Source organism: Ornithinibacillus liuyingii, assembly GCF_055550225.1.
On sequence record NZ_JBPWOS010000010.1, the window covers coordinates 130,018 to 145,861 of the forward strand.

At 38.1% G+C, this 15,844-nt stretch carries 12 protein-coding genes, 1 riboswitch and 1 other annotated feature; of the genes, 1 reads left to right on the forward strand and 11 read right to left on the reverse strand.

The genetic code is table 11. The features are described from left to right. Positions 1 to 441 precede the first annotated feature (441 nt). Positions 442 to 807: a hypothetical protein gene (locus tag ACSKT4_RS14535; protein ID WP_186869461.1), complete on the reverse strand. Its 366-nt coding sequence runs from the start codon at positions 805 to 807 to the stop codon at positions 442 to 444. A 414-nt stretch (positions 808 to 1,221) separates the two neighbouring features. On the opposite strand from ACSKT4_RS14535, the gene ACSKT4_RS14540 reads away from it, so the two are divergent. After that, a complete protein-coding gene (locus ACSKT4_RS14540) occupies positions 1,222 to 1,719 on the forward strand; it encodes a small multi-drug export protein (RefSeq protein WP_186869460.1) in 498 nt (165 codons plus the stop codon). Between the two features lie 74 nt (positions 1,720 to 1,793). On the opposite strand, the gene ACSKT4_RS14545 is transcribed toward ACSKT4_RS14540, so the two are convergent. From ACSKT4_RS14545 to ACSKT4_RS14590, 10 genes are all read right to left on the reverse strand, one after another. After that, positions 1,794 to 2,999 carry a M20 family metallopeptidase gene (locus ACSKT4_RS14545; protein WP_186869459.1) on the reverse strand — a complete coding sequence of 402 codons (1,206 nt, stop codon included), beginning with the start codon at positions 2,997 to 2,999 and terminating at the stop codon, positions 1,794 to 1,796. A gap of 213 nt (positions 3,000 to 3,212) precedes the next feature. Next, entirely contained in the window at positions 3,213 to 4,070 is an 858-nt protein-coding gene (locus ACSKT4_RS14550) for a MetQ/NlpA family ABC transporter substrate-binding protein (protein ID WP_186869458.1), read from the reverse strand. Between the two features lie 37 nt (positions 4,071 to 4,107). After that, complete coding sequence (locus ACSKT4_RS14555) at positions 4,108 to 4,770, reverse strand: methionine ABC transporter permease (protein WP_186869457.1); 663 nt, start codon at positions 4,768 to 4,770, stop codon at positions 4,108 to 4,110. Continuing rightward, a complete protein-coding gene (locus tag ACSKT4_RS14560) occupies positions 4,760 to 5,785 on the reverse strand; it encodes a methionine ABC transporter ATP-binding protein (protein WP_186869456.1) in 1,026 nt (341 codons plus the stop codon). The genes ACSKT4_RS14555 and ACSKT4_RS14560 overlap by 11 nt, the downstream gene beginning before the upstream one ends. A 103-nt stretch (positions 5,786 to 5,888) precedes the next feature. Next, positions 5,889 to 6,000, reverse strand: a riboswitch (SAM riboswitch). A 109-nt stretch (positions 6,001 to 6,109) separates the two neighbouring features. Then, the gene (locus ACSKT4_RS14565; RefSeq protein ID WP_465823632.1) at positions 6,110 to 7,558 is read right to left on the reverse strand and encodes a glycoside hydrolase family 30 protein; all 1,449 of its coding nucleotides are present in this window, start codon (positions 7,556 to 7,558) and stop codon (positions 6,110 to 6,112) included. A gap of 135 nt (positions 7,559 to 7,693) precedes the next feature. Next, the gene (locus tag ACSKT4_RS14570; RefSeq protein ID WP_186869454.1) at positions 7,694 to 10,339 is read right to left on the reverse strand and encodes a glycoside hydrolase family 3 protein; all 2,646 of its coding nucleotides are present in this window, start codon (positions 10,337 to 10,339) and stop codon (positions 7,694 to 7,696) included. Between the two features lie 596 nt (positions 10,340 to 10,935). Further along, a complete protein-coding gene (locus ACSKT4_RS14575) occupies positions 10,936 to 11,517 on the reverse strand; it encodes a DUF4256 domain-containing protein (RefSeq protein ID WP_186869453.1) in 582 nt (193 codons plus the stop codon). 106 nt (positions 11,518 to 11,623) lie between these two features. Then, positions 11,624 to 12,862 (reverse strand): MFS transporter, encoded by a 1,239-nt coding sequence (locus ACSKT4_RS14580; protein WP_186869452.1) that lies wholly within the window; start codon positions 12,860 to 12,862, stop codon positions 11,624 to 11,626. Between the two features lie 63 nt (positions 12,863 to 12,925). Continuing rightward, positions 12,926 to 13,192 (reverse strand) — a binding site (T-box leader). Positions 13,193 to 13,474: 282 nt separating this feature from the next. Then, complete coding sequence (locus tag ACSKT4_RS14585; protein ID WP_186869451.1) at positions 13,475 to 14,530, reverse strand: hypothetical protein; 1,056 nt, start codon at positions 14,528 to 14,530, stop codon at positions 13,475 to 13,477. A gap of 256 nt (positions 14,531 to 14,786) precedes the next feature. Continuing rightward, positions 14,787 to 15,842: a sensor histidine kinase gene (locus ACSKT4_RS14590; RefSeq protein ID WP_186869450.1), complete on the reverse strand. Its 1,056-nt coding sequence runs from the start codon at positions 15,840 to 15,842 to the stop codon at positions 14,787 to 14,789. Positions 15,843 to 15,844 lie beyond the last annotated feature (2 nt).

A 15,844-nucleotide genomic window follows, 5' to 3' on the forward strand; every position in this document is an offset into this window, starting at 1 on the left:
CCATAGTAGTGGTTTTTATTAGATTCTGACACTACGTACTATCATACGCGTCCTGGATATCGGTAGAATACCGTCAAAGTTTAATTGCTTTCAACTTTGCTTCTCGGAGAGGATTTTCATTATGGTCTTAACGTTGACTTTCAGCACATGGTCAACTCTCTGTAGATAAGATTTACATAACTACTCTTTCTCGTCATCGAATTTACTATTAAATTATGTTTAATAATAACGAACCTTACCATGAAAGTCAATTTGAATTATTAAGCTGGTATACTAACCTTTTAAAGGATTTAATGTACGAAATCTACAAAATAAAAAAATCCATTTTGTTAAGGTTAAAATGGATTTTTTACTTTACGTACTGCTATATCCCTTTACAAACACTTTAGTGATATTGGAACTGTTTACTGTAAAGACTATGCTCGATTATCACTTAGGCTTTTATGGTTTGGATGGATTGACCCTAAGAATGGTGCCACAAGGATCTGAAATCCAGTAACCTTTTGAATTCTCATGGATTTCAATCTCATCTCTTCTATTGGTATGGTTCAGATCTAAATATAATTCCGATTCTTGTATATTACTTGTCCGAATTTCTAACCATACATCCTGTTGAGCATAATTATCCATACAATCCAACCACAATGTACAATCCCCAAACTGAAAAGCGTGAGATCCTGATGACAACCCTAAATAAGGTAGCTTCAGGACATCCTTATAAAACTGTACAGTTTCATCATACTTAAACTTAGGAACCTTTAAAGCAATATTACTTCCACCCTTAAACTCTAGCGGTTTCTTTTCCAATTTAGCGACCTCCTTTCTAATTCATCTATAACACAATGATAACCTTTCAAACCAATCATTAAATCTTTTAGATTGCTTTTTTAGAAAGAGATTGAAACTAGTCTAAAAAAACTACCCCGCTATAAACGTATGCTATTTTAGCATTACGAACTATCCTTTCTTGGTGGTCCTCGAAGAAACTAGCACATTTACAGCAGACAAATGATTGGGAGTTTTTTGAAAATATTGTACAATAATTGTAATGAACTCTGTACATTATGAGAATGAAAATTTGCATTTTTCATTACTCGTCATGACTCCTTCCATTCCAGGACTACCTGTACTGCTTCTCCTAGTCTTTGGGCTGTTTCAATATGGAATCTTTTGATGGGAAGAAAGAAAATATTATAAACAGGAGACAGAGGAGGACCTATCTTGAGTGTTTATGTTGCATATATCATTCTTTTTTTACTTGGAGCTACTCCGTTTTTTGAAGTAGTTGGTGTCATACCAATTGGCGTTGCAGCAGGGCTTGCAGCACTTCCAGTTACCATCGTAGCATTTGCTGGGAATATTCTTACCATCTGGCTTTTAATCATTATGATGGACCGTGTAAAATTATGGCTACAAAAGCGTAGAGAAAGAAAGGGAAAAAACATACCAGAGAAGAGACAGAAACGAGCAGCAAACGTTTGGAAGAAATACGGTCTTCCTGGTCTTGCATTACTATCCCCAATCTTAATTGGCAGCCATCTTGGTGCAATTTTAGCGATGAGCTTTGGTGGAACACGTAGGAATATTACTGTTTGGATGACCTTTAGTATAGTGGGTTGGACCATTGCTATGGGAATTGCCTCCCACTATGGCATTGATTATTTATTACAGAGGACAGGACGAGAAGGCTTCCTAACTGATATAATTCATTTAGATTAAAAACATCCACTTGATAAAACGACATAAGTGAGAGCTGATCAGTAGCCCTCGCTTATGTCGTTTTCATGATTCTACTATTCTTTTTTTGCTTTCGCTTGTTCAAATGCTTCTTTTACTTCCTTTAATAAGTCTTCATCTTTTAACAACCGATATCCTGTATTTGCCAGGGCCTTTGCACCTTTAATAAGTGCTGCATCACCTTCTGGGGACTTCGCAGCTTCCCTAAACTCATTCGTATGTCCAATAAGGTCGTCTGGCCCAATTTTAATATAAGGGTGGGCAGTTGGCACTTCATAACTGATGTTCCCAGCATCTGTTGAGCCTTTCCCTCTTCCTCTAACTGTCCAAACCTTCTCCCCCACAGCTTCAAGCTCTTCTTTTAAGACACTATCTAGCATGGGATTGGGCACGAAGTCTTTCACCTCATTTTGGAAACGTTCAATTTTCACCGTCGCACCAGTAGCAAGTGCTGCACCTTCTGCAATTGCCCGTACTTTATTCGATACCTCTTCTGTTTTCTTCCACGATTCCGCACGGATAAAGAATCTCGCTGATGCATAATCCGGGATTATATTAGGTGCATCTCCACCATGGGTTATAATTCCGTGAATTCGCACATCTGAAGGAAGCTGCTGACGTAATGCATTAATACCAACAAACAGCTGAATAACAGAATCTAATGCATTAATTCCTTTTTCAGGAGACCCTGATGCATGGGCAGCTTTTCCATAAAAGTGAAAATCTAATGGATCAACAGCGAGTGATTCTCCTGTTAAGGATGTTTTTCCTGCTGGATGGATCATTAGTGCAGCATCGATCCCGTTTAAATAACCATGCTTTACAAAGCTACCTTTCGCACTACCGTTAGGTCCGCCTTCTTCAGCCGGGGTTCCGAGCACAACGACACGACCGCCTGTTTCATCTAACGTTTTCGAAAGCGCGATTGCTGCTGCTACACTAGTTGTTCCAATAATATTATGACCACAAGCATGCCCTAAGCCTGGAAGCGCATCATACTCAGCAAGAAAGGCAATAGCTGGACCAGGTGTTCCACTATCCTTCACTGCATAAAAAGAAGTTTCATGCCCTGCAACTGCCGTTTCTACCGCAAATCCCGCATTGCTCAAAATATCTACATGTTTTTTACTTGCAAAAAACTCCTGATTCCCTATTTCTGGGTTTGCATGTATAGCCTGACTTGTTTCAATATATAGCTCCTTGTTAGATTCAATGGATGATTGGATTAATTCAACTCCGGTTAACGTTTTACTCAATATCATCTACTCCCTCTGTTTGTCTTTTCCCGCTTTCTTCCTCTTTTAGGTCACTGAGGGGCCTCCTCTGTTACCTTTTTACGCTTTCCTTCTTCATAGGTCACTGAGGGACCCCCTCTGTTACCTTTTCTCGCTTTTCTTCCTCACTTAGGTCACTGAGAGGCTCCCTCTATTACCTTCTCCCAATTTCCTCCTCCATTTAGGTTACAGAGATGCTCCTTATAGTCCTTTAAATTGTTCTAACAACTCCGCTTTTTCTATATCAACTACAATGGAACCACCATTTGTATCCGCTTCGATCGCCTTCACTACATCCTCTTCGTGGTATAGCTCCACTATCTTCTGAAACGTTTCATTATCCTGATCAGCTGAACGTGCGGCGAAAATGTTCACGTATGGTAATGCATTGGGATCATTCGCGTCTTCTAAGTAAATTGGATCTTCCACTGGGTCAAATCCGGCTTGCCCTGCAACCCCATTATTGATAACAGATGCTGCCACATCTGGTAATACACGTGGGGTTTGTTGCGCGACGATCGGTAGAATTTCTAAGTTTTTAGGATTATCGACAATCTTACTTGGGTCACCAAATAGTCCGAAGTCATCTGCTAACGTAATTAATCCTGCTGATTCTAATAATTTCAGTGCACGTGCTTGGTTGGAAGGATCATCTGGTATAGCAATTTTATCGCCTTCTTTAATTTCACTTACATCTTCCAGCTTTTCGGAATATAATCCCATCGGTGCAATCATCGTAGCTCCAATCGGAACTAAATCAAGATCATTCTCTTCATTAAATTGGGATAAAAATGCAATATGCTGGAATGAATTGAGATCAATATCACCGTTTGCTAACGCTTGATTCGGCAATGTGTAGTCAGAGAACTCCACTAATTCAATTTCAATACCTTCTGCTTTCGCCTTCTCTTTTAGAATTGGCCATACCTCGCCATCTGTTCCTGTTACACCAATTTTAACTACTACTTCATCTCCATTACCTGAAGTAGTATCACTTCCACAAGCAACTAATGTACTCACTGCAATTAATACGATTAACATACTAAACCATTTTTTCATCATTCCATCTCCTTTTGTATTTTTACTATGAAGTAATCTATCGTCTCATAATCTTTCTTGATACTGTATTTCCAATCCACTGTGCGATTTGTACTAGAATAATCAGTATAATAACGGTCACTAGCATGACACTGCCATCAAATCGTTGGTATCCATAGGTCATTGCTACATGACCTAAACCGCCTCCGCCAACAGTTCCTGCCATTGCTGAGAAGTCGATCAAACTTACGGTTACAAAGGTTAACCCTAAAATAAGTGGTCCTAACGCCTCTGGGATTAGTACGGTGAAAATAATTCGTAAAGGACTTGCTCCCATTGCCTTCGCTGCTTCAATTACTCCGGAGTCAATACTCACTAAGTTGTTCTCTACTACCCTTGCAATTCCAAATGCTGAAGCAATCGTCATTGGGAAAATTGCTGCCCATGTCCCAATCGTTGTCCCAACTACTGCTCTAGTTAATGGACTAATTGCCACTAAGAAGATGATGAACGGAATAGGGCGAATAATATTAATCAAGACATTCAGTAAATTAAACATAATCTTATTTTCCAAAATATTACCAGTTCTTGTTACAAATAAAAGTAAACCTATCGTTATACCCAGAATGGAACCTAAAATAAGTGTCATAATAACCATTAAAACTGTTTCCCCAGTAGCCTCCAGTATTCGCGGCCAAAATGTACTCCAATCAACCTTCATTTACATTCACCTCCTCTACTGTTACATCTTGCTGAAGTGCTAAAAGAACAGAAGATATATTTTCTTCCTGTCCCTCAAACGAGACAAGCAAGTTTCCGTATAATTTCTCCTGAAGCTCTCGGACAGAGCCGTATACAATATTGACATCCACATCAAATTTTCTAGTTACTCGAGATAAGACTGGATCACTGGCAACCTCGCCCTTAAAGATAACGCGATATAAATGTTTTCCACCTTTTCTTCTCCATTCCCTTAATAATGAAGTTGATGGTCTGTCTTGCTGTACGGATTGGATGAAGCGCTGTGTCGTAAGATGCTGTGGATTGGTAAATACATTAAAGACTGAATCCGTTTCAATCACTTCACCATTCTCCATCACCGCAACTTTGTCACAAATCTCCTGTATAACATGCATTTCATGGGTAATCAGCAAAATCGTAATCCCTAATTCTTTATTTACTTTTTTGAGAAGACGAAGAATTTCACTTGTTGTATCTGGATCTAGGGCAGATGTTGCCTCGTCACAAATTAATATATCTGGAGAGGTAGCTAGTGCTCTCGCAATCCCGACTCGTTGCTTCTGCCCACCAGATAACTGCTCTGGATAATCTTTTGCCTTATCGGTAAGACCAACAAAGCTAAGTAGCTCGCTAACTCTTTTATCGATTTCTTTTTTAGACCAACCAGCAAGCTTCAGTGGATATGCCACATTTCCTGCTACTGTTCTAGAAGCGAATAGGTTAAAGTTTTGAAAAATCATGCCAATTCTACTTCGAAGCTTTCTGACATCCTTTTGGGAGAGCGATCCGATATTGATGCCTTGCACTTCAATTTCACCATTTGTCGGCGTCTCCAATAAATTCACTAGTCGTAACAAGGTACTCTTCCCTGCACCACTAAAGCCAATAATTCCGAATATCTCTCCCTGTTGAATTGAAAGAGATACATTTTTAACGGCATTTACTTCACGATTGCCAATTTTAAAGGTTTTTGATATATTCCGAAATTCAATCATATACTCACGCCACTCCTTTATTCATTCACAACGAAAAAGACCTTCCTCTTTTCTTATCCATAGAAAAAAGGAAGGTCTCAAAATATAAACTGAAACGACTTCCTTCTCATCTTTCAAATGTACGTACATTTGCAGGAAGTGGCACAGTGTTAATTTACATTAACCCGCTGCCGAGACTTCATAGGGCCTGATCCCTCGGTCTCTCTGGATAAGAAGAAAATTCAATATTTATGTAGTTGTAAGTTATGATAAATACTATAGTACCTAATGAATTAGATGTCAATCTTTTTTTTAAAATAATTCATAGAATCTCTCGTCCCTGTCCTACCATGTAAACGTGGCAGCACTATTCGGGTCCATTGTGTAAGTGAAAGACTCGGTTTGGTAATTGACTTGAAATGTTTCAGAATGATCACTTGTATTGGCTACGATTAGAACCATTGAATCATCAGGATTTCGAAACCCCACTGTTTCTAGTTTACCTTGATAATGCGTAGTACTTACTCGGACTGCACCGGGGTTTACAAATTTACTAGCATGACCAAGGGCATAATATTCGACGTTTTTTGACACCTCATTTGCCTCTTTATTTACTGTCACAACACCGCGACAATCACTACATCCCCCATTCGTTGGTCCGCCATTAGGATCAAGTGCAATATTCCATAGTAGTACTGCCTCTGCCCAATTCCGAGGTCCACCAATAATGAGATTCGACATATACCAATTTAGGTTATCGCCAAAATCTGCGCTCCAATCACCACCACTACACTCTGTCAAATAGATATGCTTGTCCGGATATGCTTCATGCACCTTCGACATACTTTCAGGGTCCCCCTCATAGCAATGAAACGCGATGCCACTCGTGTATGCATTAGCCTCTTCATCATGAAGAACCTTGTTCGAATAATCAAAAGCATTCTCCCAGTTATGATCGTACGCCAAAATTTTGGTGTTAATATCGTGTTGTGAAAATGTAGGGTGTAAATATTGCTTAATAAACATCGCTTGCTCCTCAGCATTCATACTCATAGTGGGGTAGGATTCTGAGGTATGCTCTGGTTCATTTTGAATCGTAATAGCATCAATTGGAATCTGGTTGTTTTCATAGGCTTGAATGTATTTTACAAAATAGTTCGCGTATGCTTCATAAACACGCTCATCTTCATAATTCAAATAGGATCCGTTTAACTGATTACTATATTTCATCCATGCAGGTGCAGTCCAAGGCGTACCTATTATCTTAACCTGATTATGAATCGTACGAATATCTTGTATCAGACTGATAACATCCGCATCGTTGTCTATAGAAAAATGCTCTAATTCATAATCCGTTCCTGACTCCATATCATTATAGGTGTAGCTTAGCGAGTTACCGTCCCTATCAACTGAAAAATCAGAAGCTCCTATGGCATGACGAATAAAGTTTAAGTGAATACCCTCACTAGAAAATAAGTCATACAGGAGTGCTTCTCTTTGCTCCGAACTTAATTCATGATTGATCAAGTAAGCAGAAGACCCAGTAACCGCTGCACCAAAACCTTCCATTGTCTGAAACGGAACATTGGGATCAACTTGAATTATAGGTACTTCTGTTTCCTTGATATCTTCCAACACTAATGGTTCTTGCTGTGTGAGTAAGTTCCTTTGATCTGATGTGGTTAAATATATATCAACGCTATTTGCCGAAGGAGCATTTAGCATAACGATTAAAATGATTAATACTAAGATACCGGTTAATAGAATTGGTATCTCTACCTTTTTATTACGCATTATAACCCCCCTATCTTAAAGAATGATAGCTAGAAGAAAAGATTCCCTTTTAAAAGCCGATTGTCTCCCTTGTTTTCCTTATTCTCCTTAGCATATAAAGAAAAGCTGGGGTATGAGATACCCCAACTTCTTATATTACTTAATCGTAATCGTTGTTTTTAATTGTATATCCTCTGAAGAGCTACCTACATAAATTGGAACTTCTCCTTTAGGTGTTACCCATTCACCCTTGTCTTCATCCCAATAAGAGAAGGCTTTCGGATCAAGCTCAATTTTCACTCGTTCTTGTTTACCAGGTTTTAACTCTACCTTTTTAAAACCTGCTAATTGTTTAGTTGGAGTTTCCACATTCGTTGGTAATGCTCCAGCGTAAACTTGAACAACTTCTGCTCCAGCTACATCACCAGTATTACGTAAATTAAGGTCAACGGATAATGTTAAGTCTTTATCCTTTCCTTTTCTTTGCGCCTTCGCTTTTACATTACGATAATCAAATGTCGTATAGGATAACCCATGGCCAAATGCATATGCTGGTTTAATACCTTCTTTTTCATAGCCTTTGTATCCAACAAATATACCCTCGGAGTAATCCGATTCCCCATTCACCCCTGGGAATTGGTTTTCATTTGATACAGGGGTACGATCTTCATTAACAGGGAAGGTGATTGGTAGTTTACCAGATGGGTTCACCTCACCAAATAATACATTTGCAATAGCATTCCCTTGCTCTTGACCTGGGAACCATGCTTGAACAATAGCAGGTACTTCGTCATCCCATGTATCCATTTGTACGGCTCTACCACTCATTTGTACGACTACAGTATTTGGATTTGCTTTCGCAACTTCCTTAATTAATTGTGCTTGGTTATTAGGTAAGTCAAGACTAGAATTATCCACGTAACCTTCACTATCATACGTACGAGTTACCACTACAGCAACATCGGATTTTTTCGCTAATTCTACTGCTTCTTGTATCTTCTCGTCGACTACATTAGTTGGTGCTTCCCAACCAAAGCGAATCATGCCACCAAAGTCTTGCTGTCCACCAGAATCACCCGTGCTGTATTCAATTCGGACATCAGGCTTTTCCCCTTTAACAAAGGAAAGTGTCTTTTTAGATGTTGTTAATTTCTTGCTTTCATTATCAATGACTAACGTATCATTGATATATAATTTACCTGTACCTAGGCTTGAAAGAGAAAGTGTATAGTCTCCTGTTTCAGGTACGATGAACTGACCTGTCCAGCGTGCAGACATTTCACTGTTAAAATCACCTGGAGTAGTTTCTAGTTTCGGTGATTGTGCATTAAACCCTTCATAATTATAGAATCCAAGATTTAAGTTTACTTGATTATCTGTACGAACTAAAGAAGGCTCCCCTTCAAAGTTAATATTATTCCAGTATTCTGCAGTCAACCCATTTTGATCACCATCAATCGGGCTTAATAAAGAAGATGGTACTGCAGAAGGTCCTGGTAATATATCACCAGCACTGATAGGATCACTACCTGGTGCATACGATACTTCCACATCTTCTCCTACTTTATTTTTGATTCCTTCTAATGGACTCACTGTATAAGTAGGGTTTACCATAGAGCTTCCTCCACCAGCTGCTGAAGCATTATCAGCGTCTGGGCCGATTACTGCAATGGAATCTAAAGCATCTTCGTCTAATGGTAAAGCATTATTTTCATTTTTCATTAGTACCATACTCTGTTCTGCTAACTCTCGAGCTATTTGTCCATGTTCTTCAACCGGAAGCGGATTATTTCCAGCAGGCTGATCAAATAACCCTTTACTAAACATTTCGGTTAGAATGCGGGTAGCCATATCATCAATTCTTGCTTCACTAACTTTTCCTTCTTCAACAGCTGTAATTAGCTGACTGCCCCAGTATCCATTTGGTTCACCAGGTGTCTCTAGGTCTAATCCAGCATTAGCAGATTCAACCGTTGTGTGGTTGGCACCATAATCACTCATAACAAAGCCGTTAAAGTTTAATTGATCCTTCAACAGCGTTGTCAGTACTGCTTCACTTTCACAAGCATTGACACCATTGACCTGATTAAATGAACACATGACAGAACTTAAATCAGCATGTTCAATAACTTCTGCAAATGGACGAGCATACAACTCATGAAGTGTTCGTTCACTTGCAATGGAATTAATCGTAAAACGCTCTGTCTCTTGGTTATTCAATAACCAATGTTTCGCTGTTGCCATAACAGGGTAGCTTTGAACGCCATTCACATATGGAATGGCTAATTTAGATTGTAATAACGGATCCTCACCTAACGATTCAAAATTACGTTCTCCCCATGGGAAACGGGCAATATCAAGGCCTGGTCCTAATAAAATATTATGTGTCGTGTTAAATGCTTCATTTCCTAAAAGCTCTCCATACTCTTTTGCAGCATTGATATCCCAAGTCGCTGCTAAAGCAATTGGCGCTGGTAAGGCAGTTGATTTTTTATCTTGAATATCCGGATTCGCAATACGAACGCCTGCAGGGCCATCTGCCATTTTTAGAGCCGGAATACCTAATTCCTGCATTTCTTCATTGTAAAAACCATAGTAATTATTGAGATTTCCTGTAATAAATTGAACCTTTTGTTCTAACGTCATATGCTCGAGCAACAATGCTGTACGTTCATTCGCAGTAAGCGACTTATTCATCCAAGGCTGAGATGTTTCAGCCATAGCCGTACCAAAAGGTGTTATGAAAAGCCCAACTAGTAATAGCGTAATCATCAAATGGATTTTTATAGATTTTGTTGACATCCTGTTCGCTCCTTTTCTAAGCTGTATTTCTTACGTTGCCTAACCTTAATCCACCTTCCATGTAGTTTTTTGCCTCTTTCACTCTAACCGCATGCGAAACTTGCCGTCAATGCGCGATTATTGGCGAATAAAACAGGGTCATATGACTCACTACCCCGCTATGACACACGTAAAGAAAACGCTAACCAAAAAGGCGAAAGCGTTTGTAATTATTTTCTAAAATCCTACAAAACTATCATGTATTTCTCTATTATTACAGGATTGCAATCCATTTGGACTATCTATTGTAATCTACTATTCATTCGTAACCATCCCGTTACAAAACTGCCATTTAGGGTAGTCAATTTATCCTAATTATATATATAGCTGTAATATAAATGATTAAATTTTGAGTTGTAATTAGGCTTATCCTATTATCGGCTTTAATTTTCCTTCCACCGCAATCTAAATGAGGAACATTTGCTCTCAGAAAACTGGTATAAAAAAGAGCGAAATCCCATTCGATTCCGCTCCAAATATAAGCTAGCCTTATCCTCTAGGAAAGCCCTTATTTAAGTACGTACAACAGTAATCCGAATATGCCATTACACTAAACCTTACACCCTTAACGAACCCCGAAATCCCCTTGATCCATAGTACGAGTCCGCCCCGTTGTGATACACAAAGACATGACCAAAACGAAAATCACAAAATAACGCACCACCAAGTTTTCTAATATCAGCAGGAGTTTGCACCCAGCTCGATGTTTTCTGATCAAAACGTTCCAGCTTCTGCAATTCTCGGTATTGATCTTCTGTTAAAATCTCAATCCCCATAGCAGCCGCTACATCTACAGCACTATTTTCTGGTTTATGTTTTTTCCTTGCCTCCAGTGCCTCCCGGTCGTAACAGAGACTCCTCCGACCTTTAGGACTCTCCGCAGAACAATCATAGAAAATATACTCATCCTTTTCGACATCATACCCTACAACATCTGGCTCACCGCCTGTTCTTTCCATTTCATGAAGTGACCAGAGTTTTTCAGGATTTGCCTCTAGCTTTTCCCGGATTTCAGCCCACTCCATACCTTCATGGCGATTCATATATTTGATAAATCTACCTTCTAGTATTCTTAGCAAGCCTTCCTGCTGTTCGGGAGTTAACTCTCTCTTACCGCTAACTACATTTTCTTCTGCCATTTTGCTTTCCTCCTTGTCCTAGAATATATTTAACGTTAATTAGGTCCTTATTTTAATTTATTATACCCGCTGGGAGATCTTGGTACAATGCGTATTATTAAAACGTTCATGATGTCACTTCATAATGCTTACGTTTACTAGGGGCTAAACAAATAATGAACAATATGACAGTTAGAATAAACATAGATATAGCACCCGAAATAACTACTAGCTTTATCGATAAGACTTGAGCTCCTACCGCAAATATCGACGTAAGCACAATGACCAACAGAGCTTCTAAAAATCCATATATGCTACTAATTCGGCCGATAATCTCTACTGGAATATTATTCTGGTAGAAAGTATAAAAACCTGTGTTAGCAAAGGCAAGGGAAAATGCTAATACAAAGAAACCAACCGATGCCATTGTGAAGTTACTAGAGAAAGCAAAGATAAGATAACCCACTGACACCACGACAGAACCAAGACCGATAATGAAGCGAATAGATAATTTCTTTGCGAATACCGCATTACACAATGCACCGATCAAAATCCCAGCTCCTGCCGTACTGACAAGAAAGCCATACGCTCCCTCCGATAGTGAAATCACTTCCCTTGCGAATGCTACTTCTAGTGAATCAACTGCCGTCTGCAAGACCACGAATGCAGTAAAAAGAAAATATACGATCATTACATACAGGTAACGCCTACTAAACCGGATGACTACTATGAAATCCTTCTTTATGACATGTAATGATAATTTTTGATTAGATACATGGTCCAAAGGCTTGTTCTTCTCCACATTGGGCATCCACAACGTAACGAGAGCAGAGAAGAAAAAAGATAATCCATTAATGAAAATGGCATATAGTGGTGTTCCCAGTATAAACAACATCCCCGTAATGGCTGGTCCAAGGATAAAGGCCCCAGAGTCTAACAAGCTTCTTAACGAATTAAATCGTTGTCTTTGTTCTCTAGGAATTAATCTTGTTATATAACTGATAGAGGTCGGGTCATATAAAGAACTAACCATATTGATTAGAAACACAAACAAATAGATTACCCACAATGTATTCGTTGAAAATGCTAAACAAGTAATAAGCACCCCTTGAATTAAATCCAACCAGATCATGAAATGCTTTTTATTAACCCGGTCCACTACACTCCCACCCCAAAGGTTCGTAAACAACGTCGCTAATGGGTTAATGATATAAAGTGCTGCTACAGCAAGAGGGGAACCTGTCATATTAAATACGATGACATTTAGGGCAATAAAATATATCCATGATCCAATACTAGAAATTCCAATGCCAAATAAAAGAATAGCAGGATACTTCCAATAATCTACTATTTTTCTACGCTCCATACCGAAACCTCCCCTAATCATTACTTAAACAAATAAAAAAATCCCACCCCCAAGACTTTTAGCCTTGGGGACGAGATTTTGAATCATTTCCTGTTCGCGGTGCCACCCCAGTTTGTTAATATGTCGCCATATTAACCTCTTTAAGTACGGCAATTTACTAATTGCTTATACTCTAGCTCTATAACAGGAGCTCCTGTCACGCCATCATCTTATGATTCCAACGTGCTGCTCAGAGTCTTGCTTCAATGAAATAAATCATACTCCTTTTCAGCATCCGGAGCTCTCTGTTATGAATTACATTTCATTTACTCTTCTCTTCATCGCATTTGTTATTTAATTTTTACTATTCTATCACTTCAGAAATCCGAATGCAATATGATTATGAAGATTCTATTTAGGAAGTTATTTAGATAAAAAATATTTCGTAGCTATTTAACATAAAAAGACCCCATATGGTAAGTTAACACATAGAGGTCTTTTGATTTAAAAGACATTGTAACAAAAATAATTTGAGACTCTGGTAAAAAGTTTAGGTCCAGAAAAATCATGCTAGTAAATAAAAACACCGAAGTAAATTTCAATTACCTTATTACATTGTTCACCTTTTAACTACTACTCGACTACTTGATATCCATACCCCTCTAAAAGTTTTTCAACAGATTCTAAGGAGTATGTGTCATCATATTTATTCGAATATTCCCTTAATTCTGTAACATTCGCCTTATTATTCTCATCCAAGATAATATCAGTAAACCCATAAACTACTGTATACGTATCTACTAATTCTCCCTCTGAACCATATTCTTCAATAGTATATATATTGACTAATGTACCATCACTAGAAGAATTTCCCCAAAAAGAAATTGACTCTTCTTCCTTGTAGAATTGTCTATAGTATGTATTTCCCTCTATAATTTCATATTTGTAAAAACCCCAATCTTGATATTCCCTATTTATCCCTTCACTAATAAATCGTTCTACATCATCTAAATTGGCAATATCCGAAGGTTTCTCTGCTACCACATCTAAACCGGATGCTTCGAATTTTGCCTCTCCTTTACCTGTAAGGACATAGCCAAGAGTTGCTAAAGAATCTCTAGAATCTTCTGTTAAACTAACGACAACCGTATCACCATTTGTTATTTCACCATCTTGGGATGATTCGAAAGTTAACCCCCTTAAGTCATCACTGAAAGTGGTATCAATCATGAGTGACCCTCTTCCACTAACACCGTTGAAGTTAACAACAACATGCTTCTCAATTTCTTCATCACTTAATTCTTTAGGCTCTTCAAGACCTGAGACAGTTACCTTAATCTCACTTTTTGTTTTTAGTTTATCCGTTTTAGAATCATCTACCGATAGTTTAACAACAACTTGCTCACCATTAGATAAATCCTTGTCCTTATCTAACTCAATACTGTACGCAGATAACATATCATCTATCTCATTTAACTTCTCAAAATCAAGATCAAAAATATTATCTGATACTTCAAATGTATCCATTATTAATTTATCCTGATCTATCTCGTAAGTGGCGGTTCCCATTGTATCATACCCACTAAAATTAACCTTTACATAATCTGATAATTCCGCTTTAGAACCGCAAGCCGCTAGGAACATAATTATCCCAAAAACGAGGACAATTTTCATAAAGTTGTTCTTCAATTTTCTTCCTCCTAAGTATAATCAATAAATAGTTATAAAGACCTAAACGCACGGAATAGTATACCACAGAAATACGACAATTTTCTCACTTTTTTTAATAAAATTCATCATGATTTTCACTATATTTATTAGAACATAACATACTAAAAACAAAAATCCCTGGCATAGTCCCTTACAACTAAACCAAGGATTAAATGAAGTTCACTACTACTATCAAGTACTAGTGTGCAACACATCCAAAAACAAGATGGTATTCTCATACTTTATTGGACAATGAAGCTTTAACACGTGGAAAGAATAGCGATATAGAAAGTCCAGAACCAGGCTCTGATTTCGCATCTAGCTGAATAGCTAAATCATTAGCCATCTTATGCACTAAATAAAGTCCCATACCTGTCGATTCTCTTGCATACGTGCCTTTTCTTCCAGTAAAGCCTTTATCAAAAATAAATGGCAAATCCTCTTGAAACACACCAGGTCCATTATCCGTAATATGTAAAATAGTTTGATCGCCTACCTTATCATAAACCGTTTCGAATTTTAACATGGGGCTTTCTTGATCTGGTAACATATATTTCGCACTATTAGCAATTACTTGTTCAAGTATAAATGCTAAACCCTTTCTGTCGGATAAGACTTCCATCTCTTCCCCTATGAACTGTATGTGAAAACCAGCTTCATCTAATAACGATTGCTGATCTTCCATTGTCCGTTTACAAAACGCGATTATGTTTATAGGCTCAAATATGTAATCTTTATGAGCTGATCTCAGTCTTGCAAAGTACAAGATTCGTTCTACATCCCCTTGCATTTGATCTCGAACATGAACCATACGCTGTCTGACTAGAGGAGACATGCCGTCTCGGCGGTTATCTAACACCAACGTCATTAATGAAAGAGGTTTTTTAATTTCGTGCACCCAGCCTTCTATATAGCTTTCATAATCAGCTAACTCGGTCACTTGCTCATCTAATTTCATCTGATTTACTCTCATGACGCTTCCCATTCTACGAATAAACGACCTATGGGTCTTAGGAGACACTCGACATAGTATTTCTTCATTCGTTTCATTTGCCTCTACTAAAAAATTCTCAAATGCCGCTTCAATTTCCCGTTGCTTTTTTACTATAAAAAATAACGATATGACGACCATTGCTAATGTAAACATAATCATGAGCCCTACTAATACCGTAAAGGTTTCTGGGTAAGCTAACCAGGCTAAAAAGATAAAGAATACATTTGTAACTAGTAAAATGAGAAACCAAAGCTTATAAGCTTGAAAACAATCATAGATTTGTTTTAGCCATTTCATGC